This window comes from Plebeiibacterium sediminum (genome assembly GCF_026013605.1).
GTDB lineage: Bacteria > Bacteroidota > Bacteroidia > Bacteroidales > Marinilabiliaceae > Saccharicrinis > Saccharicrinis sediminus.
In genome coordinates, this window is record NZ_JAPDPJ010000011.1 from 81,074 (window position 1) to 104,214 (window position 23,141).

The following is a 23,141-nucleotide window of genomic DNA, read 5'->3' on the forward strand; positions in this document are numbered from 1 at the left end:
GATTTGTCAAGAAAATAATTTATAACTTTTTTAATACTTTACATGGTATACCGGCAGCTATAACATTTGGAGGAATGTCTTTTGTTACAACACTATTAGCTCCTATCAATGAATTTTCACCAATTGTTACTCCCTTTAGTATTAATGAATTCATTCCCAACCACACATTATCCTTGATAATAATTTTTTTTGGTTGCCCGCTTCTGAAATCTCCTCTATGAAAATCAGTATCAGCAATGGTAACATTAGCTCCACAAAGAAAATTATCACCAATCTCAATACATTTTTCAGCAATTATTGAAACACCACTAAAACCACAATTATCTCCAATCCAAATACTTGCTTCATCATTTAAAACTGAAATCATACATGAATGATGTAATCCTATTGGATTACTATTTGATCGGGATCGAAATCGACAATTATCTCCAATATGAAGTCTTCCTTTGTTTTTAATACTAAACCTTGCTATTCCAAAAAATTTAACTCCTTTACCAATAATAATTCCATAACTACGATAATGCAACACTAACAATTTAGTAATTAATCCATCACAAGCAACATCCTTATAATAACGTAACAGATTTATATATTTCCGATATATATTCATCATTAAAATAAATCATTATTGCTTTTAAAATCATCAATTATATCTCTATAAGCATTAGTAATATCGTTTGCAACCTTTTCAGGATTATGTCGTTGCTTAGCACTTATCTTGGCATTACGGCCCAAACTAAAGGCCAACTCTTCATTATTTATTAATTCATTTACTGATGCTGCCATTATCCATGGATCTCCATCTTGAATTAAAACTCCATCCCTATATTGTGAAATATAACTACCTGTTCCACCAACATAGGTTGCTATGCATGGCATACCAATTAACATTGCTTCTGCCAGTCCATTGGGGCTATTCTCAATATGTGAAGCTTGTACATATATATCTGACTCGCACAACAACTCTGCCAAGTCTGTTTCATTTAAAGAACCTAATAATTCAACATTATCTTTAACTTGAGAATATTCCTTATTAAAAAGCTTAATTAAGAAACTATTTGTAGAAGTTCCTGCAATTTTCCAAATAAAATTAATATTACTTTCTTTCAATATATTTGCTGCAGAATAAACTGTTTCGAAACCTTTATAAACATTATCACGAATGGTTGTTACCAAAACAATAGGTTTTGAATTATCTCTAACTCCCTTCCATGATAAATTATAAAAATGAGATCGAATAACTCTATTAATTTCATAATACTTTGATTTTTGATTCATTAATTTAGTGATTGCTCTATCCCAAAAAGTTCTGCCAAAAACATAATTAATATTTCTGATCATGTTCAGTTCCCGGTCAGCTTTTCTTATATATCCCTGATGCTGCATTAACAGTCTGCGTGGAACTTTCCTTTTTGAATAATCAACAATATTCAATCCACTAAAAAATTTATAATGATATACACTAAGTAATCCCTGAATAGACATAACTACGGGTATATCAACAAATTTAGAAATCAATCCATAGTTCTTTTCACTACCGTGTATATGAATTATATCAGGAGATACCTGATCTATTATTTTAAGATATTTTCTTAACTGATATTCATCATTCTTGCGTTCGTACTTCTTTACAAAAAAGTTCTTTTTAATAATATTTGTATCTAATGGTTTTACAGAAAAATACTTTGAACCATTGATTTCAAATTCATCATCTTTATCTCCGTTAAACACGACAATAATACTTACGTTTTTTATATATTGAATGATCGCATTCTCCAAAGACATAATCCACCCACCACCAAGCAATTTATTATTTAATCGCGACTCTGCTAAAGAGGGTGTATTAGTAAACCATAAAATTTTAATATTATCCATTAGCTGCAATTTCTTTTATTTTTTTATCAATAACCTTTTTAAGATGAAATGGTCCAATAAAAGGTCCATACCAATTAGTGAGTATTGTACATAAGATTATACTTTCAATTCCCCAATGTAAATATTTAACAAAAAACAGAACCATAGGAATGTATATTATAGAACCAATGATTGACAAAATCATTTGTAACTTCACTTTACCTATCCCATTAGCCAATGAAGAATATATTCCCCCATACGATAATGTAATATTATAAACAAGCATCAAACTAGAAAGACCAATTGTAATCCTAATTGAATCTCCAACCCATATTTTATAGATATAATTTGATATAATCAACAAGAAGAGACCGAAAAAACTAACATAAAATATCCATTTATTTAATTTACGAATTGACGATTTAATCCATGAAATATCATTAAGAGCATAAGCTTCTGTAAAAGCAGACCACATAGGCGTTAACATAACACTAAAAACCATATTCAACACACCAAAATACTTAAATGCAATACTATATGGAGTCACTTGAGCTGGTCCAAAAAGCTGACTAATTAATATATTTGCAGATTGATATCTAATTATGCGACCAATGGATATTAAAAAAAAATTAATCCCTAATGATAAAATTTCCTTGATATACTTGAATTCTATATAATTTAGTTGAGGGCTAATACTCTTATAGTCATTTCGAAAAAAATAGATAGATGATATCAATAAAATTAATAGAGGAACAAAAGATTGAACCAAAGCTAAATTCAATAATGTACCAGATCCAAAACGAGACAGAATATAAATAATAATTAATACAATAAAATTACTAACAGGCCCATAGGATATTGCTATAGCAGATCTTTGAAAGGCATATAATACATTTGTAAATAACTGTAAGAAAAATTGAATAAAAAAAGACGAAAATACAATTAATGTTATCGATGATAAATTATCAACAATTTCTTCTTCTGTGTTTAATATTGCATACCAATCTAAAAACGGATGAACTAATATATAAACACCCCACATCAACCCAATAATAATTCCTAAAATGGCATATGATGTACTTATATATTTTCTTGCTAAAATAAAATCTTTATTTGAAATAGCTTCTGTAAGTTTGTTTCTTAGGCCTTTACCTAAGCCTACATCCATGAAACTAATCCAAACAAATAATGAACTAATAGTTAACCATATTCCATATCTCGTTTGATCAAGATAATTAAGGGTTACTGTTACTAATAGAAATCCATTTATTATACTTAATCCCTTAATTCCAAATGAGGCCACAATGTTCTTTTTTGCTATAACAGAACGCTCATGTCCTTCATATATGGAACTAACTAATTTACAAGTTTTAAATTTACGTACCCAATTACTCATGTAGGTCCACCAACTTATTTAAAATTGCTTTATTAAAAATTAAAACCAGTAAAATTCCCATATTGAAAATATCAAAAAACACTAAAGTGAGGTTAGATATCAAAAACATGGACCACCCCAACAATCCTCCATAAACTTTTGTTTCCCTTGCATCTCTATACAAGCTAAGAGTTAGTAAGATTAAAAACAACATATATATTCCACCACCTACATATCCATAATAGTAAAACAAGGAAAGATAACCAACATGTATTTGAGAGGATCTGCCATGTAATGCTCTAACTAATTCAACATCTCTACTTTCATTTTGTCCTTTAATTCTAATACTATGTAAATTCCCTTTTCCCCAAACCTTATTCTTATAAAACAATTTATCAAATATTTTAACTGCCAACAATCTGGTTCCTGCTCCTGAACTTTGAAATGATCTGTTTTTTTCTAATAAGCGTTCATTTACAAATTTTTCTGTATCAAATCCAATTACCGGAGCTGCAACTAAAAATCCCCCAATAATTAAACTAACAATTAAAGATAGTCTAGCCACTGTCTTCATATTAATTTTTACATTCATGGGAATCAATACCAAAACCATAAAAAAATTCAATAGAATAAATCTTGATTTATTCAATAATGCACAAACAAAACCATAAAAGAGTAATAAATATGCATTCTTACTTGAATTTTTAAATTCCAGATCTACAAGCACTGCTAAGACTGGGAAAAAACTCAAACCAAAATATGTTATCCTTTCACCCCAAGTATATATAGATTCTAATCTCACTCCATCAATTCCACTATTTAGATCAGTGCTTTCTGAAGTTTTTGCTAAAAAAGAAGGAGAAATAGCTTGTTGTAAAATCTGGACAAAAAAAGCTAACACAATTATTCCAAAACTTATCCTAATAAGATTGCTGTATTGTTTTTTCTCTAAATTTACATTTTCTATTATAATAAATGCAAGAAAACCTGCTATTCCAAGATGCTTTCTAAAAAACTGATTATCGAGTTGGATTCCCGCTAAATAAAAATCTGAAACAATAGTATAAAGTACAAATAATCCATAAAACCATACATATTTTGGAACCCTAAGTACACCTCTCTGATACCACAATAAAATAAAGGTTAAAAGTGTTGGAAAAAGAAAAGCCGGACCAATTCCTTTACCAATTGCTTTTTCTACTAACATAGAATATATAGGAGCAATTGCTAATAAAACATAAAAATAATATGCGACAGTTTCAGGAATTGATTTTGTTTTTAACATATGCAGTTAAATAATCTACCAAATAAAAAATGTTCACTTATTATCAATTCTTTCTGTCATCATAATAACCATAACCATCCTTTTTTAGTTTTGTAATATCATTCAATACCACACATGACTTAATACCTTTATTAATAAGATCCTGTTGTAAAGATTTAAACTCGGATTTAGGCGATATTTTCATCCTTAAAATAATCATACTCAGATCACAATGATTTATTAGATGATATCCATCTGAAATTAATCCGATTGGCGATGTATCAACTATAATATAGTCGTATTTCTCTTTGAGCTTTTCAAACATAACGGTTGTTTGATCAGATGAAATTAATTCGCTGGGATTAGGAGCTAGTTCTCCAGATAAAATAACATCTAAGTTTTTTGTTTTGGTTTGCCCAATTACTTCATCGAGTGTAGCTTGCTGACTAATAAACTCTGTTAGTCCAGCTTTTTTTCTATGTTCTGTATATTCTGATAAGTACTTACTAAATTGGTTCTTTCTTAAATCAAATGCTAGCAATATTGTTTTATAACCAGAATTTGCAAACGTAATAGCACTATTCAGGGCAATGAATGATTTTCCCTCACCTCCTACCGAAGAACTTATCAATATAGTTTTACAACTATTATCTTTAAAGAAATATTTCAAACTAACATTTAAATGTCGGAAGTTTTCAGAAACTTGTGTTTGAGGATATCTTTCCACAACATTTTCACAACCCTTATTATTTGTTGAGATCTTACACAACACAGGTAATTCTATACTACTTTCGGCCTCAAGAACTGACGAATAGGTTGTTTGTGTTAATTCCTTTATCCGAATAAAAATAACAGGTATGAATATCCCCAATATAAGAGCTATCATATAATTTAAAGTCTTTTTGGGAGAAATTGGTCCAGTTCCGGCAATAACAGAGGGCTCTATAATCTCTGTATCTGGCTGATATGATGCCTTGGCAATTTCTGCTTCGGCCCTTTTCTCTAGCAAATATGTATATATCGCATCATTTACATTAAATTTCCTTTCAATACCTATTAAAGTTCTTTGAGTAGCTGGGAGCTTTCGAATTTCGCTACTTAATCTTCCTATCCTGGAATTCAGATCTGCCAATTTAATAGCATTTGTTTCTTCATAATATGAAATATTTTCAGAAACCATTTTACGTAAATTTTCTATTCGAATATTTATTTTCTTCAAATAAGGACTTTTCTCTTGATTATTCTCAATAAAACTAACACGCTCACTATTGAGCCTAATTAGTTCATCAATTAAATTATTAAGCATAGGGTCATTAATACCCATTGCAGAAGGAGCAATTAATTCATTAAATTCTTTATTGTGATTGAAGTAATTCTTAACATATTGATAATATTCTGTATTTACATTCAAAATTGCTTTTTGGCTTTCCAATTCCCTCATATCTTCAATAAATTGCCCTGACTGCATTGAAATATCTGTAACTTCATTTCTGGTTTTAAAAGATTGCAAATTTTGCTCCGCTCTTGCTAGTGAATCACCAATAATTTCTAACTGATCATTAATGTACTCAATGGTACGCACAGAAGTATGTCTCTTTCTTTCTAACTCTCGATCTACATATGTAGCTGTAAGAGTATTCAAAAAATCTATAGCCTTTACTGGATTTTCTGTCTTTAATTTTATTTCAGCAACTGTAGCTTCTAAGTCAGGAGGTATCACAACCAACTTACGTTTATAATTTCTTACCAATGCCCCATTTGTATTTATATGAAATGAGTACTTTTTATCTTTTAGATCTTCAAAATCAACACTTGAGTTTAATAAGATTTTAAACCTCATATAATCGGAATAAATATATTTATCAAAATCGACATGTTCTTTAAAATGTAATTTCTGTACCCTTTGAACAATATTTCCTGAAACAAAACTATAAATACCAACATCCTCATGATCCATAGTGATCTCACATGTAGAACTATCTATAATTTTAATATAAAAGGTCGCACTAATGGGTTGTTGATAATTTTTATCCAGTATTATTAAAAAAGGTGATGATTTATATAATTCACGCTTAGAAAATAATTCATGTTCAAAATAAGAAATTTGAAAATCAAGCTTTTCAATTGTTTCACTGATTAATGGAGTTGATTTTAGTGCCAACAATTCATTAGCAAAACTTTTATTATTTGAAATAAATCCAAATTCGTTTAATAACTGAGCGGATGCATCTGCTAACCCTCCACTTTCTTCATTAATAACAATGGAGGTGGATACTTCATAAACTTTAATACTGTATTTATTTATCACGTAAGCAAAGGCCAAAGACAGAATTGAACACATAGCAATAACAAGCCAATGCTTCTTAACAAACCGTATAAAATAGTTAACATCTAATGTTTCATGAGTACTGATCTTTTTCATATAGATAATGTGTTAATTATTAATTTTGGATTGCATTATATACTAATAGAGCAGTAGTAATTGTTGAAAATATTAATGATATAGGTGTAGAAATAACTGACCACTTAGATGAACTTCTTGGTTTTACATATATAATATCTCCTGATTGTAAATAATAACAATAATTAAATACCATATTATCATCTGTTAAATCAATCTCATACTTTAATGCCTTATTACTTTCATTATTCCTTATCAACAAAACCTCTCGTCTATCTCCATGAATTGTTAAATCATTCGCCATAGCAATTGCTTCCAATAAAGTAATTTGATCTTTTGAAAATGTATAATAGCCTGGAGAGTTTACTTCACCTAAAACAGAAATCTTTTTAAAAGCTAATTTAATTCTAACATTAGGTTGATCAAAGTATGAAGTCAAAATGGTACGCATTTTTTCCATAGCTTTATCAAGAGTATCTCCTGCCAATTTAACTTTCCCAATTACAGGGAAATAAATAAACCCATCAACATCTACGGTATACGTTCTTGCAGTTAACGCCAGCTCATTACTTGCCTGCATAGATGCATTACTTCCTTGTCCATTAAAAAAGTTAAATGATACATCATCAAAACTAGAAACAGTAATTAATAATTCATCATTAGCTTTTATTACATGTTTTTCTGCACTCTTATAAATATTATTATCTAATCCGGTTATCTTAAAACTTTTGATCGCTCCAGGAGATTGTAAATACTCTAACTTACGTTGAGGAATGCAGGATCCCATCAATACAACAATAATGAAAAACAAAAGAATTTTCATATGCCCCTTTATTTTTAATAAATACTATTTACAGCTTCGCCTACTCAATCACATATTTTATTGTAATTGAAAATACTTAGGATATAACATTCTTTAAATTATACATTCCTAATTTCTCGTCCTAATACTAAATGATTAATGTTTAATTTTATTTGTTGAATGCCAGTTATTTTACGATAAAAAGAAACTTCTTAGTTAATTGTTAACAATTTCACTATTAAGTATTAAGAATATTGAATTTCAAAATAAAACAAAAGGAATAGCTTACTATTGGTATCATTTAAAAGTACTATACCAATTGAAGATAGATAGATTTCTTAGTAATCAAACACCAAAACAATTATATAAACTTATAAGGATAAAATTATTTTATGTCAATTATTTTAATTATGCCATATCAATAAAATACATATAATCAAAACAATAGCTCACATAAAAAAATAGTAGCATAAATACTTTATCTAAACCAAGATTAAAAATAATTAATAAACAAATTTCTACCTTTTAAAGGATTTCCCCTAAACTCCCTTTCCAAAACATTAAACCCATAATATCCCTTAGTTCATCAAATTTTCAAATCATTTTTAGAACCTGTAAGTATGTATTATTATAATTAAATTATTTTTGTCGCAAACACATTAAAAGATGGCATCAAATTTCTTAATCATATCAGAGGACCCTGTTTTTTCTTCTATCATGCACAGGCATTTGGTAAATCATTTTAATCTATCAACTATAAAAAAGATAAACTCTTATTCTTCTCTTAAATTAATTAATGAAGATATTCGTTTTGATTTAATATTGTTAGATGATTCTATCAAAGGAGCAGCCAATTATGAAATTATCAGTTACTTAAGACTACACAAAAACATCACTACATCAGTAATCTATTTTAGTAATATGGAAATTGATGAAGAAAAAGCGCGTCAAAAGGGAGCAAATATCTTTTTCAAAAAACCTTTTGTACCTTCAGAGGTTATTAAAGGAATCGAGTCATTACTTGATTAGTTCTATAACATTATTGAATATGACCAGGATACTATATATCGTAATATTTTTCACAATTTCGAATGCTGCATTCGCACAAACTAATGTTGACTCTTTATTTAACGTAGCTATTAACCTGGCAAAAGATAAAGATTATGATTTGGCTGTAGATAAAGCAAAGGAAGTTGTAATATTAGATTCTACAAGAAATGACGTGAAGGTTTTTATTGCAAACGCTTATGCATGGAATAATAACTATACCGCATCAAAAGAATATATAAATGAAGTGTATACTTCTAATCCGAGTTACCATGAGCTTTATGATACATGGTTAAATGTGCTATTATGGAATAACGAATACAAAGATCTACTTTCTACAGTTAAAGTAGCACAAAACAATGGTTATGACGACGAGTATAACATAGCTTTAAAAAAAGCCTTGGCATATCAAGGTTTACAGCTCTACAATGCAGGTTTTAATTATTTAAACCAAAATAAGGCGTTATTAGATTCTTCAACAATTAATCAATTATACCTGGAGTTAAAAAAACAAGCAAGTAAAAACACAATTACAGGATATTATTCATTAGATCTTTTTGATAAAAATACGCCTACTCCACAGCATCTTGCATACATTGATTATAGTCTTTCTAATCATAAAAACACCTATATTTTAAGATTTAATTATGCTAACCGTTTTGATTTTGAGGATTTCCAACCAGAAATGGACTGGTTTCATATATTTAACAACGGTCATTATTTATACACCAACTATGGTATTGGTATAAAACACAAGCTGTTTCCTCAACACAGAATTGGAATAGAATACTTTTTTCCATTTGCAAATGAATTTGAGGCGAGTTTTGGCGGAAAATATTTTATTTATGAGAACACAAATGCAACTGTTTTAACAGGGCATATCGCTAAATATCTGGCAAATACATGGCTTTCATTTCGTCCATATTATACTATTAAAGACGGTGCAAATTCTTTTGCCAGTTTATTTAACATGCGTATGTATGCAAAAAATCAAATTAGCTACACAGGTTTAGAACTTGGGTATGGTAATTCACCTGATGACCGTTTTGCCTACACTCAACCAGGTGGAAAGATTTGGCTAAGTGCATATAAAGTAAAACTAGAAAGAAATATTTCAATCTCACTTGCTGATGAACTTCGATTTGGACTTGGATATGTATATGAAGAAATCAGTGACAACAGATATAGAAACAGGTATTTATTTGAAATTATCTTAAAACACAGATTTTAATATGTGGGTAATTTATAATATTAAAATAAAAAGATTCTTTAAGCAGATATTGCGAATTCTTGCAATTGCAATACCTATTATTGCATTATATTTTCTTTATCAACCACATTTTCATATTGGATCATACGAGGTATTTAACCCCGTATTCCCTCGTTATTTGTGGTGGCAATGTTTAGTTGTTTTTCTGATTTTCATAAACATTTTAGGAATATTTACATTTATCATACTTAGCTTATACTTTACTTCGCAACGAACCAGAAACGAAAAAACACTACCACGTCTTTCTAAAATGTTTGTTAACCTGACGGTAGAATATTTGTATGCTGACAAGTATAAAATTGAGAAAGAAAGAGATGCTTTTTTTGCTAAAATAAAAAGGTTTACACGTTACAAATTACATATTGAGGCATTATTTACATCGATTGCTAAAATTCAGGAAACAGTAGCAGTAAACCATAGTGACGACTTTAAAGAACTTCTTTCAAAAACAGAGCTCCATACAAAAATTGATCGTTTTTTATATTCCTATAATCTAAGCGATAGAATATTAGCAATGCGTATTATTTCTTATTTAAGAATAAGAAACGCTGACTATGAAAAAAAAATATATGAATACTCAGATTCCAAAAACTATGCACTTAGATCTGAAGCCTATGGTGCTTTGATTAGATTAATGGAAGGTGACAATCAATTAGCAGAATTTATTGGAAGCAAATTTGACTTATCACTTTTTGATATAAATACAGTTGTTAATGCTGTGATCAAGAATCATAAAATGAATATCAACTATATTGATTTTCTTTCATCAAAACTGAATAGGAAAATTATTGTTGGTTTAATGCTTGCCCGATATCGATATCGCAAAGGCTCCAGAAGTTTGATCCTTATTTTGAACTACATTGGTAATGAAGATCCGATATTAAACCAATTGGCATGGAGTTCATTTTTAAAGCTGGTTCCTAAAGATGAAGGTGTTGACATCATTATGGATCGATTTGAACAAGAAACGGATGATATTAAAATTATGATATTAAAGAACTCACATGACACCCAAAATGAAATGTATCACAAATTTCTACAGGATGTTATTTCCAGAAGTTCGTTATTAATTAAAATTGAAGCTATTAAGATTCTTTTTAAAGAAAAATTTGACTTTATATCGCCCTTTGTTAATTCAGAAGATTCTGATGTTATGATGGCCTTACACGAAGTTTCTGATTTAAACATTAACCAATAGCAATATGGATTCATTAAATACAGTTCACTATATATTTAACATTTTCTTTTTAATATTTGGTTCAACCTTATTTATATCCTATATCATTATAGGTACACTATCTAGTTTTGAATTAAGTTTTTATGCAAAAAGAAATAAGTTCTTTAACTTCAAAAGTGTATCGGAATATAAACTACTTCCGTCCATTTCTATTATTGCACCTTGTTACAACGAAGAAAAAAGTATTGTAGAAAATATCAGAAGCTTACTTTCACTTCAATATCCTGACGTTGAAGTCATCATCATTAACGACGGGAGCTCTGACAAGAGTTTATCTCTTATGATTAATCATTATGAGTTGGTTAAGGTGGATTATGCCTATGAAAAAAAAATTGAGACCAACCCTATTAAAGGAATATACAAATCAACAAATGTTGCCTATTCGAATCTGATTATAATTGATAAAGAAAATGGAGGTAAAGGTGATGCCTTAAATGCTGGAATTAATGTTTCCAGATCTGAATTATTTCTGGGTATTGATGTGGATTGTATTATCGAACCTGACGCAATTTTCAGAATGGTAAAACCTTTCTTAGAAGAAGAAGAACATAAAAAAGTAATTGCATCTGGTGGTGTGATAAGGGTAGCCAATTCATGTAAAATTGAAGAAGGTCGAATTGTTAAAGTAAATTTTCCTAAAAACCTATGGGCTCAATTTCAGATACTGGAATATTTTAGAGCTTTCGTTTTAAGTAGAATGGCCTGGAGTAAAATCAATGGTCTTCTGATTATATCGGGTGCCTTTGGTTTATTTGACAGGAAGATTGTAATAAACTGTGGTGGATATGACAGAACAACTGTAGGAGAAGATCTGGAGCTCGTTATGCGAATGAGAAATTATATGCACTCAGTTGAGAAAAGGCCTTACAAAGTAGCTTTTATACCAGATCCACTTTGCTGGACAGAAGTACCTTCATCACTAAGATCTTTAGCTCGTCAAAGAAACAGATGGACCCGAGGTTTGATAGATTCTTTATTTAAACATAAAAGAATGTTTATCAATCCAAGATATGGAAGAATTGGCTTGATTGCATACCCTTATTGGGTGTTTTTTGAATGGTTAGGACCTATATTTGAGTTTATAGGGATAACCTATTTTGTTACGATGTTGTGGATTGGAAAAATTAATCTACACTATTTTTTACTATTTACAATATTCACTTTTTCATTTTCACTTCTCTATTCCTCATTTGCCATCTTTTACGAAAAAAGGATATTTGGTAGATATCGTGGAAATTTATTTATGCTGAAAATTATTTTGATTTCAATACTTGAGATGGTTTTATACCATCCTTTAAATTTATTTTTCTCACTATCCGGCAATTTTGATTTCTTTTTTAGAAGTAGACAAAAAGGATGGGGAAAAATGAAGAGAACCGGGTTTAATTCTTAAAACTTGAGCCATGAGCACAGGAAGAGATTCTAGAATTAATTTTTGGTTAAACAATTCATTTCAAATTGAATTGATTGATCAGCTTCATTATGCGTTTATAGAACTCATGTATGAAGTGGAAGCTATTGTAAATAAAAATTCACAAACATCTCTTCAAACTATAATTATTGAATTAGAAAAATATTCACAGTCGCTTAAGAATGAAGAAAATTTACTCCGAAAAGCAGGGTTTAATGACACTGACAATCATATAATAAAACATAATCATTTTTACGCAAAAATAAAATCATTTAAGCACGAACTCACATACAATCATTCATATCTTTCAATCAACATACTCAATTTTTTGAAAAAATGGTTGATTTCTCACATTATAAAAGAAGATAAAAAGTACAGAATTAAAGTATATGAATATTTAAATATCAAATACAATCTTAAGAGTAATATTTGGCTTAGAGGGTTTTCTGATCTTCAAATTGATTCAATTGATAATCATCACAATAAATTCCTTGATCTATTGTATAATGTTGAAATTGCCATCAAGGAAAATAATAAAACTATTATTTCTTCAATTATTCAAAGACTTGAAGACTACGTTACAATAGACTTAAAGGAAGAAGAAGAATTATTCATACAATCCGGTTTTAAAAATTACGGAGTTCATATTTCACAACATCGCTTATTTGCAACCAGAGTTAAAGAGTTTAAGCACGAACACAACTACCAAAATCAATTCATATTAAGTAACATTCTTAATTTTCTGAAAAAATGGCTGATCTCTCACATTTTAAAAGAAGATAAAGAATACAGAGTGAAAGTATATGAACATCTTAACATAAAATATAATCGAAAAAGTAATATTTGGTTAAGAGATACAGCTCTCAAAATTGAGTCTATTGATAATCACCACAAAAAATTTCTGGATATTTTATATGATATTGAAACTGCTAACAAAGAAAATAACAAAGAAGTAATACCTATAATTATTAACAGACTAAAAGATTATGCCGTAAGAGATTTAAATGAGGAAGAAGAATTACTAAGACTTGTTGAGTTTAAAAACATTGAACACCATATTGCTCAACATCGACTTTTATTAACTCGTGTTGAAGAATGGACACATGAATATAATTACGAGAATCACTATATCTCAAGTCATATTCTAAGCTTTTTAAAAAAATGGTTGATTTCACATATTTTAAAAGAAGATAAAGAGTATAGAGAGGAAGTATATTTCTATTTGAAAAGATATTGTGCATAATTATTTAAATCGATTAGTTATTGAAAGAAATTATAAGAAAACATAAACATCTGATACTGGTTATATTTTGGGGAATAACCATTTTATTAGGTATTTGCAGTAAAGTATATTCTCAGGAAAACATGAAAACATTTTTATTTAAAGATATCATGTGGCACAATAAAATTTCAAAGGAACATGTAGGCCCGGGAAATAACATATTTGGAGTACACAGGCACAATGTTGTTTTTGATAGAAATGGGAATATTAATCTAAAAATCAAAAAAATATCAGACGGATATTCTTGTGCCGAATTTTATTCCGACACCTTGTTTAGCGCGGGACGATTTGAGACAATAATAAAAACCAATATTAAACATTTTTCACCTCAAATGGTATTAGGTATATTTTTATATGATGCAACTGCCGAACCTCATTATAATGAAATTGATATTGAATTGGCCCAATGGGGGAATACAGATGATAATAATGCCCAGTTTGCGATGCATACCAATAACAAGTTACAGGTACATCGATTTTTAATTCCATCAAAAAAGAAAGTAACAAAACATATTATTGATATCAGTGACCATAACATAATGATTTCAAGTTTATTTTATAATAAAAAAACTGACCAGTATGAAAAAATTGAAGAAAAGACACTTAAGAAACCCGAAGAATTTAAGTTTTTAAATACACGATTTCATTTTAATTTATGGTTGACAGACAATCTCAATAAGCAAGTAGGAAAGAATCCTAAAGTAAAAATCACATCATTTAAATACACTCCATATTCAATAAATTGAAATATAAGTAATATTTGCCTTGAAAAAAGTTCTCAAAAAAATAACAAAATAGAGAGTCTTTCTTGGCAATTAGATTCAAACTTAGAAATATGAAACAATATATTTTGAAAAACAACATTTACATACTGCTAGTTGCGCTCTTTTTGGTTTCTTCAATTCAAACAAAAGCTGCAATTAAAGATACTTGTCCTTTTTCGGTAAATGCTACAAACCTAACAGTCTGGAATGGTGAGGAATATATCCCCATCAATATCAAAGGAATCAACCTTGGAGTTGCATTGCCTGGAAAATTTCCAAGTGAACTAACACCTACTTATGAAATGTATTACGAATGGTTTGATATGATTCGTCAGGCAGGTTTTAACACCATACGTTTATATACACTTCATTATCCGAGATTTTATAAAGCTTTAAAAGATTACAACCTGGCTCATCCGCTTTCTCCTTTATTAATTTTACATGGAGTTTGGCTTGAAGAAGAATTAGAAGGATATGATTCTGATTTATTTTATATGGAGGAAAGTTTTACTCAGGAAATTCACGACAATATTAATTGCATTCATGGGAATAATACAATTGAACATCGATATGGTAAGGCCTATGGAACTTATGTTGATGATATTTCGCCATGGGTATTAGGTTACATAATCGGTAGAGAAGTTAGTCCTTATGAAATTCAAACTACGAATAGTAAAAATGATAATCTGAATTCTTACAGTGGAGAATATCTATCCATTCAAGGAGTAAATGCTGCTGAAGTATTTATAACTTCAATGCTTAACGAAGTTATAAGCTATGAACAAACAAATTATCAAACACAACGACCTGTTAGCTTTTCTAGTTGGCCAACCTTAGATCCGTTGGATCACCCGGGAGAAACAACAACTGATGAAGATGTTGCTTTTATAGAACTGGCAAATATCGATTACACAAATGCACCTGCAGGAATATTTATTAGCTATCATGCATATCCTTACTATCCTGATTTCATAAGCCGAGAAGAAACATTTACAGGCTACAAAGATTATTTAGGACAAAATAGTTATTTAGGTTATTTAACTCACCTAAAAAATCATTATCCCAATGCCCCATTAATTGTTGCTGAATTCGGGGTTCCTTCAAGCTGGGGCGTTGCCCATTATGCACAAAGCGGCATGAACCACGGTGGATTTGACGAATGGGGACAGGGAGATACAAATATTAGAATGTATAGCAACATTATGGAAGCTGGTTGTGGTGGAGGAATTATGTTTTCATGGATTGACGAATGGTTTAAAAGAACATGGATCACTGACCCTATGGATTACTTAATGGATCGAAGAATTATTTGGCATAATATTACTGCTGCCGAACAAAACTTTGGTTTAATTGGATTTAAGAAGTCGGATGGTGGCTATACCCCATGGAATATTGATTGCCAGGATTGTTTAATTTCTGATGTTGAAGTTGATGCTGATTTCAAATTCTTTAAAACAAAATTTCAAACCGAAGAAGAATTTGGCCTTGACGATACACTTTGGATCAGTATTGATACTTATGATGCAGCTTTAGGTGAATCTATATTACCCAATGGAAAAAAAGTAAGCAACAGAGCTGAATTTGCCTTGATGATCACTGCATATAAAGCAGAGCTGTATGTAACAGAAGCTTATGATCTTTTTGGTATATGGTTTTATAATGTTTCTTCTGACAAACAACTTTACCATTCTGTTGCTACAGATGGAGCCCCATGGAATATTGTAAGATGGAAAAATAACGAAGATGAAAACTACGTTCAATACATTGGTAGCATGCAAGTCAACAGATTAAATCTGCCTACATCTTCTTTAGATGCCGTAAAAATTAATGGTACAAGTATAGAAGTAAGACTACCATGGACATTAATTAATGTTGTAGATCCCAGCGCACACAACGTAATGAATGATAACAGATCAACTTCTGAAACAGAACTTGCAGAAACTGATGGATTTTCTATGTCATTCTTTTATAAAGGAGCACAAATTAATACTACTGAAAGATACCTTTGGCCAGCCTGGAATCATGCTGAAAATACAGAAGCCTATAATAAAACATCTTATGAGGTTATTAAAAAAGAACTGCCATTTTTTGAAGGTGGTTTAATTGCTGCAATAGATAGTTTTACAATGAAAGCCTCTGAAAGTTTAAAAGTAAATGCCAATAATAGTCTATTAAATAACGATTACAATTTTGATGGTGGAGATACATATTTATCAATTGTTGATAATCCTCAAGATGGTATTTTATTAATAAATGAGGATGGAACATTTACTTATTCTCCAGAAGAGACATTTGTTGGTACTGATGTTTTTTCCTATCGTCTTTATTCTGGAATAAACCGTTCTGACATTGCTAGTGTAAAAATCAAGGTTGAAGGTACACCAAGCATTAAAGGTGAACTCATAAAAGTATCACCAAATCCATCTTCCGGTAATTTTAAATTCGAAGCATCGGCAACAATCAATAATATTGAAATATATGATACCCGCGGTCTTCAACTCCGCAATATTATAAGCAATACAAATACCGGAACCATTGATCTTACAGATCTACCATCCGGAAGCTATTTTGCGAAGTTTTACAGTGGAAAAGATCACTTAGTTAAAAGACTGGTACTGGTTAAATAGAAAAATATAGACATAAACAAAAGGTGTTGGATTCATAAAATCCAACACCTTTTGTTATATCTTATAATCAGTAATCTTTAAGCCGTCTTAATTTTATAAGAAACACTCACTTTACCTTTTGTTATTGCGGCAAGTTTTCCCTTTAAAAATCTCTTTTTTAAAGGAGATAAATGATCTACAAATAACTTTCCTTCAAGGTGATCATATTCATGTTGAACAACTCTGGCTATAAACCCATCCAGCTCTTCTACTACCAACTCAAAATTCTCATCTTCATATTCTACCTTAATCTTAGTTGGTCTTTTCACATCTTCCCTAATACCCGGTAAACTCAAACAACCTTCAGATTCATTACATTCTTCCTCACCAAATTCTGTAATAATAGGGTTAATCAACACCTTTTTCCATCCTTTACATTCTGGAAAATCTTCAGCTAATACATCTGCATCAATCACAATTAAACGAATGGATTCGCCTATTTGAGGAGCTGCTAATCCTACGCCATCTGATTTATACATGGTTTGCCACATATTATCGATCAACTCTTTTAATCCCTTGTAATCCTCATCAATTTCTTCAGCCACCTTTCTTAAAACCGGATGGCCATAAACTACAACTGGTAATATCATAATTTAAAATTTCCTTTCTGTTCTAAATAAGTTTGTAGAATGATTGTTGCACTAATTTTGTCAACTAACGATTTATCCTGTCGTGCTTTCTTCTTTAGTCCTCCATCTATCATAGCCTGAAAAGCAATTTTGGAAGTAAATCGTTCATCCACCCATACAACATTCATATTGGGGAATTTGTTTCTTAATCGATTAAAAAAAGGCTTTATGTATTTCATTGATTCAGAATCCTGTCCGTTAATTTGCTTTGGATATCCTAATACAATCAACTCAACATCTTCTGATGCCATATACTTTTCCAGGTAATCTATTAAAGTATGTGATGGCACAGTTTCTAATCCGTTTGCAACAATCTGTAATGGATCTGTTACTGCCAACCCTGATTTTTTACGCCCATAATCAATGGCTAAAATTCTTCCCACTCTATATTTTTTTTGAAGTACAAAAGTAATTGTTTTTGTGCAGATTAAAAACGATGCTACATAATCAATGAACAATCTTACTTAAATTACCTTAAAAAGAGAGTGATTTAATAAATTATCACTTAAATTTAGCATATCACTTTAAAATCTATTAACCTGTACATAACTCAATCAACATCACAATTTCATATGGAATCAAAAAGTAAAGGCTTTGGCACTGCTCCTGTATTTTTTACAGCCATCTCAACAATTCTGGGAGCAATACTCTTTTTAAGATTTGGTTATGCTGTTGGAACCATTGGTTTCTGGGGTGTTATCGGAATTATCATACTGGGGCATTTAGTAACCATACCTACTGCTTTAGCAATTTCTGAAATTGCCACTAATAAAAGAGTTGAAGGAGGAGGCGAATATTTTATTATTTCAAGATCATTTGGACTAAATATCGGAGCCACTATTGGCTTTGCACTATATCTATCTCAGGCAATTAGTGTGGCTTTTTATATTATTGCTTTTACCGAATCCTTTGAATTTCTGTTTTCATATTTAAAAGATATTGTTGGCTTTGAACTACCTCGACAAATCATAAGTATACCGGCTATGCTGGGATTGGCATTACTAATTGTAAAAAAAGGTGCCAACCTGGGGGTAAAAGCTTTATACTTTGTTATTGCTATTTTATTTATCTCCATTACTTGCTTTTTCTTTGGCAGCACAGATCATGCTTCAATGTCTGAGTTTTCTCTATTTTCGGCAGAGTTTAGGAATACCGGTCAGTTTTTTGCTGTTTTTGCCATTGTATTCCCTGCATTTACAGGAATGACAGCTGGTGTGGGTTTATCCGGAGATTTAAAAAATCCTGCTAAATCAATTCCTCTTGGTACAACTGCTGCCACATTTGCTGGTATGATAATTTATATGTTCATCGTATATAAACTGGCTCTTTCTGCAAATATTGAAGATTTAACCAACAACCAGTTAATAATGGCAAAAATTGCCATTGGTGGTCTGATTATAGTCCCTCTCGGATTGGCAGCCTCTACGATCTCTTCAGCCTTAGGTTCTATTATGGTAGCACCAAGAACTTTGCAGGCGCTTGCTGTAGATCACTCTTTTCCTTCTAGAAAATTAAATGTGTGGTTGGCTAAATCCCGAAAATCAGATGGAGAACCACTAAATGCATCACTGGTTACATCTATTATTGCCCTGATTTTTGTAGCCATGGGCAATGTGGATGCAGTAGCTGAAATCATATCTATGTTTTTTATGGTAACTTATGGATCATTGTGTCTTATTTCATTCCTGAACCACTTTGGTGCATCACCTTCTTATCGCCCTCACTTTAAATCAAGATGGTATATTTCACTAATTGGTTTTATTACTTCGGTATGGGTGATGTTTAAAATCAATACACCTTATGCTTTTATTTCGGTAATATTAATGACCGGAATATATCTGTATATCAATAGTTATCACAAAAACAGAAAAGGATTGGAGGCTATATTTGTAAACACCATCTTTCAATTGAATAAAAATCTTCAGGTATATTTACAAAAATCAGGAAACAAGAAAACAAAAAAAGAATGGAGACCTAGTGCTGTTTGCATCTCAAAAGATTCTTTTAAACGAAATACAGCATTCAAACTACTTAACTGGATATCGTACAAATATGGCTTTGGCACTTACATTCATCTGATTGAGGGTTATTACTCAAGAAAAACACACGAACAAGCTGGCAATGAATTGAGTCGATTGATTGATCGTTTTGGAAGAATTGAAAACCATGTATACGTAGATACTTTAATTTCCCCAAGTTATACATCTGCGGTAGCTCAAACTATTCAGGTTCCTGGTATTGCCGGAATGGAAAACAATATGGTAATATTTGAATATGATAAAGAAAAACCGGATAATCTGGATCATATTATTGATAATTTTGGATTGGTTAAATCGGGTAATTTTGATATCTGTATATTAGGAACTGCAGCAAAACAAATTGAATATAACAGCAATATCAATGTTTGGATCAGAAGTATAGACACTGACAATGCAAACTTAATGATCATGTTGAGTTTTATTATACTGGGGCATCCGGATTGGAAAAAAGCGAACATTAAAATATTTGAAACCTGTAAACCCGGACAAGAAAAAGAAACATTTGAAAGAATGGAAGAACTGGTAAAATCGGGAAGACTACCAATCACATCCAAAAACATTCAGATTATTACCGAAAAGGAAAACATGAGCATCAAGAGCCTTATCAATGAAAAATCTGCAGACGCAGGTTTAACCATATTAGGTTTCAGAGGTGATCAGCTCAAATTCGAGAATAAAGAACTATTTACTGGATATGATAATTTGGGAACTGTTTTATTTGTTAATTCTCACCATCAGGTTGAAATAGAATAAAACAACATCCCAAATTATTACTTTGTGATATACAAAATAAATCTGGTTATTAGTAACAACAGGCAGTAGTTTACCTATGTTTTGCAGATATATTATGAGTTAGTTAAGTTCTGATGTCCAGTACATTTTCACCCCAAGGTAAGACACTAAGTAAAAATAAATCTTAGTGCCATTCTGTCTTTGTGGTGATATTAAATCATAACAAGTACTTTAGGTTTGAATGATAACAGAACTTTGGCCAAAATAGCAACGATATTTTAACCTAAAGCCTCAAACAAATATCAAAAACTTAAATAACCAAGTATTTGGCATTTATTACTACCACCAACTAGCTTAAACCTCGCTTAAAATTAAACGTAGTTGACGGTTGAAGTTGCTCTGAAGCTTTAAACTTTTTAAAGAGTTTTACAGGTAAATGTTTTGATGGTGTTTCTGTTCTAAGATCAAATAAGAATCTTGAGAATCCATCCTTCATTAATGATTTTGAATACTGTAATAAGGCCACAGGAGTTTTTGAATATACAGATGTCATTCCATTGCGAACATATCTCTTAAACTCCTTGTCTGTATTATCTTTAAATTCATCATCGTTATTATAAACAGATACCGGCATACGAGCAAAAAACAATTCCGGATTTGCATACATCGATACAATTCCATCTCTTGAAGTACCTCGCTGTAAATTTTCATAATCACTTTCAACCGGATAAATTGTTTGAGCTACACCTAAAGATTTGATACCCTTGATTGCTGCGTCATTATAAGTATAAACTCTTTCATTAGTTATGATATTTACACCCTTAGGAAACAAATCGAATTGCGACAAGTGACTAATTACAAAATTCTTCAATCCTTTTCGAATCAACCATTTTACATTTTGTTGCATCTGCTGCAAATGATTCTCAGAGATAAAACCGGGGATTTCTATATAAAACCTGAATATATTATTCTTAAAAAATGGGCTATCAAAAGGTATTTTTCGCCATTCATCTTTTGGTAAATCAAGGAATATACCTTTAAAATCATCTACTCTTAACTTCCTAAGCCATTCCAAATTATCAATTCGAACAAAAAACTCAGGTTTTGAACTATTTTGATTTCGTATTTGAATATCCTGACGAATCTTACGTTTAAAAGCACCGCTTATAGGCTTTGTATTTTCTTTTTTAAGAAACTCAAACTTGCTGGGAAAATTCCTCGATGGCAATCCAATTAAATAAACATCATTACCTTTTACAATATCTTTTTCAGTGTAAACTTCCACTTCATTTCCTTTAGCCTCAAACTCCTTAACTTTCACAGAAACGGAATCTCCCACTTTATTTACAACCCTAAGTTGCTGCCCCTTTTCTAGGTCCATATCCGTTTGTAAAACAAAACCTTCATCTAAAAGTCTCTTTACTTTTCCCAGGTAAATTCCGTTATTGGTTTTATCAGAGATAGAACCTTTAACTTTTCCTCCCATGAAATAGTCGGTTTTCTCTCTACCAAAGTCCCATTTCAGAAGTTCTTCTGCTTCTTTTATTTTTGAATGATCATCAATCGCCATTCTGTATGCCTGAGCAACCCTGTAAACATAAGATGCAGATTTCATCCTACCCTCAATTTTAAGAGATGCTACATTCATTCTGGCAAAGTCAGGAACCATACTAATTTGTTGATTATCTTTCAATGAAAATATGGCATGATCCTTTCCATTATCTTTAAATACTCTTCGACAAGGTTGTGTACACTGACCTCGATTGGCTCCCTTGCCTCCCAGATAACTACTGAATAAACATAAACCAGAAAATGAATAACACAAAGCTCCGTGAACAAAGATCTCAACCTCACTTTCTGAGTTTTGCATAATCTTTTCTAACTCAGGATGAGTTAATTCCCGAGCCATGATAACTCGTTCAAAACCATTTTTCTTTGAAAAATTGGCTCCCATAGAATTATGGTTAGCCATTTGGGTACTGGCATGAATCGTTAAATTAGGAAAGAACTTTTTGGCCAGATACCACACTCCCCAATCTTGTATAATTACAGCACTAACTTTGGTTTGTGACAGAAAATTCAGAACATCTAAAAGTTCCGGAATCTCTGCATTCTTAATCACCGTATTAAGTGTTACGTAGATTTTTACACCATGCTTTTCTGCAATATCTAACATGGTAACTAACTGTGGATTCGAAAAATTTACAGCCCTTCCTCTGGCATTAAATTGTTTCAATCCTAAAAATATGGCATCAGCTCCACCTTCTATTGCAGCATGAAAAGCTTCTATATTCCCTGCAGGAATTAATAATTCTGGTTTAAAATCCATCTTCTTTCCTTATCATCAATTTGATGCAAAAATAAGAAA

Annotated in this window: 17 protein-coding genes; 8 read left to right on the forward strand and 9 right to left on the reverse strand. The window is 30.8% G+C overall.

Going from position 1 to position 23,141, the window contains the following annotated elements; translation table 11 throughout:
• Positions 1–19: 19 nt before the first annotated feature.
• The 6 genes from OM075_RS07200 to OM075_RS07225 are packed head-to-tail and all read right to left on the reverse strand — an operon-like array spanning position 20 to position 7,717.
• The gene (locus OM075_RS07200; protein WP_301189812.1) at positions 20–613 is read right to left on the reverse strand and encodes an acyltransferase; all 594 of its coding nucleotides are present in this window, start codon (positions 611–613) and stop codon (positions 20–22) included.
• Positions 613–1,875, reverse strand: a complete 1,263-nt coding sequence (locus tag OM075_RS07205) for a glycosyltransferase family 4 protein (RefSeq protein WP_301189813.1) — start codon at positions 1,873–1,875, stop codon at positions 613–615. Before OM075_RS07205 ends, OM075_RS07200 begins: the two co-directional genes overlap by 1 nt.
• Positions 1,868–3,250 (reverse strand): MATE family efflux transporter, encoded by a 1,383-nt coding sequence (locus tag OM075_RS07210; protein WP_301189814.1) that lies wholly within the window; start codon positions 3,248–3,250, stop codon positions 1,868–1,870. The genes OM075_RS07205 and OM075_RS07210 overlap by 8 nt, the downstream gene beginning before the upstream one ends.
• Positions 3,243–4,514, reverse strand: coding sequence for a hypothetical protein (locus tag OM075_RS07215; RefSeq protein ID WP_301189815.1), 1,272 nt, complete (start codon positions 4,512–4,514; stop codon positions 3,243–3,245). Before OM075_RS07215 ends, OM075_RS07210 begins: the two co-directional genes overlap by 8 nt.
• Before the next feature lie 43 nt (positions 4,515–4,557).
• Positions 4,558–6,915, reverse strand: a complete 2,358-nt coding sequence (locus OM075_RS07220; protein ID WP_301189816.1) for a GumC family protein — start codon at positions 6,913–6,915, stop codon at positions 4,558–4,560.
• Positions 6,916–6,934: 19 nt separating this feature from the next.
• Entirely contained in the window at positions 6,935–7,717 is a 783-nt protein-coding gene (locus OM075_RS07225) for a polysaccharide biosynthesis/export family protein (protein ID WP_301189817.1), read from the reverse strand.
• 645 nt (positions 7,718–8,362) lie between these two features.
• Here OM075_RS07225 and OM075_RS07230 point away from each other — a divergent pair.
• The 7 genes from OM075_RS07230 (at position 8,363) to OM075_RS07260 (ending at position 17,334) form a co-directional block, all read left to right on the forward strand.
• Complete coding sequence (locus OM075_RS07230) at positions 8,363–8,725, forward strand: response regulator (RefSeq protein ID WP_301189818.1); 363 nt, start codon at positions 8,363–8,365, stop codon at positions 8,723–8,725.
• A gap of 19 nt (positions 8,726–8,744) precedes the next feature.
• Positions 8,745–9,974 carry a YaiO family outer membrane beta-barrel protein gene (locus OM075_RS07235; RefSeq protein ID WP_301189819.1) on the forward strand — a complete coding sequence of 410 codons (1,230 nt, stop codon included), beginning with the start codon at positions 8,745–8,747 and terminating at the stop codon, positions 9,972–9,974.
• A gap of 1 nt (position 9,975) precedes the next feature.
• Positions 9,976–11,211: a hypothetical protein gene (locus tag OM075_RS07240; RefSeq protein WP_301189820.1), complete on the forward strand. Its 1,236-nt coding sequence runs from the start codon at positions 9,976–9,978 to the stop codon at positions 11,209–11,211.
• Positions 11,212–11,215: 4 nt separating this feature from the next.
• Positions 11,216–12,643, forward strand: a complete 1,428-nt coding sequence (locus OM075_RS07245) for a glycosyltransferase family 2 protein (protein WP_301189821.1) — start codon at positions 11,216–11,218, stop codon at positions 12,641–12,643.
• 10 nt (positions 12,644–12,653) lie between these two features.
• Complete coding sequence (locus OM075_RS07250) at positions 12,654–13,904, forward strand: bacteriohemerythrin (RefSeq protein ID WP_301189822.1); 1,251 nt, start codon at positions 12,654–12,656, stop codon at positions 13,902–13,904.
• Positions 13,905–13,924: 20 nt separating this feature from the next.
• Positions 13,925–14,689 carry a family 16 glycosylhydrolase gene (locus tag OM075_RS07255; protein ID WP_301189823.1) on the forward strand — a complete coding sequence of 255 codons (765 nt, stop codon included), beginning with the start codon at positions 13,925–13,927 and terminating at the stop codon, positions 14,687–14,689.
• Positions 14,690–14,778: 89 nt separating this feature from the next.
• A complete protein-coding gene (locus tag OM075_RS07260) occupies positions 14,779–17,334 on the forward strand; it encodes a cadherin-like domain-containing protein (RefSeq protein WP_301189824.1) in 2,556 nt (851 codons plus the stop codon).
• A gap of 77 nt (positions 17,335–17,411) precedes the next feature.
• On the opposite strand, the gene def is transcribed toward OM075_RS07260, so the two are convergent.
• Both def and ruvX read right to left on the reverse strand, forming a co-directional pair.
• Entirely contained in the window at positions 17,412–17,963 is a 552-nt protein-coding gene (gene def, locus OM075_RS07265) for a peptide deformylase (protein ID WP_301189825.1), read from the reverse strand.
• Positions 17,960–18,385, reverse strand: coding sequence for a Holliday junction resolvase RuvX (gene ruvX, locus OM075_RS07270; protein ID WP_301189826.1), 426 nt, complete (start codon positions 18,383–18,385; stop codon positions 17,960–17,962). The genes def and ruvX overlap by 4 nt, the downstream gene beginning before the upstream one ends.
• A gap of 189 nt (positions 18,386–18,574) precedes the next feature.
• Between ruvX and OM075_RS07275 the strand changes: the two genes are divergently transcribed.
• On the forward strand, positions 18,575–20,794 hold the full coding sequence (locus OM075_RS07275; protein WP_301189827.1) for an APC family permease: 2,220 nt from the start codon (positions 18,575–18,577) through the stop codon (positions 20,792–20,794).
• A 328-nt stretch (positions 20,795–21,122) separates the two neighbouring features.
• On the opposite strand, the gene OM075_RS07280 is transcribed toward OM075_RS07275, so the two are convergent.
• On the reverse strand, positions 21,123–23,102 hold the full coding sequence (locus OM075_RS07280) for a peptidase U32 family protein (protein WP_301189828.1): 1,980 nt from the start codon (positions 23,100–23,102) through the stop codon (positions 21,123–21,125).
• Positions 23,103–23,141 lie beyond the last annotated feature (39 nt).

Bases quoted from the DNA above. Each gene is read 5' to 3' on its own strand.
- OM075_RS07200 (WP_301189812.1), bottom strand. From the start codon at position 613: ATGATGAATATATATCGGAAATATATAAATCTGTTACGTTATTATAAG.
- OM075_RS07205 (WP_301189813.1), bottom strand. From the start codon at position 1,875: ATGGATAATATTAAAATTTTATGGTTTACTAATACACCCTCTTTAGCA.
- OM075_RS07210 (WP_301189814.1), bottom strand. From the start codon at position 3,250: ATGAGTAATTGGGTACGTAAATTTAAAACTTGTAAATTAGTTAGTTCC.
- OM075_RS07215 (WP_301189815.1), bottom strand. From the start codon at position 4,514: ATGTTAAAAACAAAATCAATTCCTGAAACTGTCGCATATTATTTTTAT.
- OM075_RS07220 (WP_301189816.1), bottom strand. From the start codon at position 6,915: ATGAAAAAGATCAGTACTCATGAAACATTAGATGTTAACTATTTTATA.
- OM075_RS07225 (WP_301189817.1), bottom strand. From the start codon at position 7,717: ATGAAAATTCTTTTGTTTTTCATTATTGTTGTATTGATGGGATCCTGC.
- OM075_RS07230 (WP_301189818.1), top strand. From the start codon at position 8,363: ATGGCATCAAATTTCTTAATCATATCAGAGGACCCTGTTTTTTCTTCT.
- OM075_RS07235 (WP_301189819.1), top strand. From the start codon at position 8,745: ATGACCAGGATACTATATATCGTAATATTTTTCACAATTTCGAATGCT.
- OM075_RS07240 (WP_301189820.1), top strand. From the start codon at position 9,976: ATGTGGGTAATTTATAATATTAAAATAAAAAGATTCTTTAAGCAGATA.
- OM075_RS07245 (WP_301189821.1), top strand. From the start codon at position 11,216: ATGGATTCATTAAATACAGTTCACTATATATTTAACATTTTCTTTTTA.
- OM075_RS07250 (WP_301189822.1), top strand. From the start codon at position 12,654: ATGAGCACAGGAAGAGATTCTAGAATTAATTTTTGGTTAAACAATTCA.
- OM075_RS07260 (WP_301189824.1), top strand. From the start codon at position 14,779: ATGAAACAATATATTTTGAAAAACAACATTTACATACTGCTAGTTGCG.
- def (WP_301189825.1), bottom strand. From the start codon at position 17,963: ATGATATTACCAGTTGTAGTTTATGGCCATCCGGTTTTAAGAAAGGTG.
- OM075_RS07275 (WP_301189827.1), top strand. From the start codon at position 18,575: ATGGAATCAAAAAGTAAAGGCTTTGGCACTGCTCCTGTATTTTTTACA.
- OM075_RS07280 (WP_301189828.1), bottom strand. From the start codon at position 23,102: ATGGATTTTAAACCAGAATTATTAATTCCTGCAGGGAATATAGAAGCT.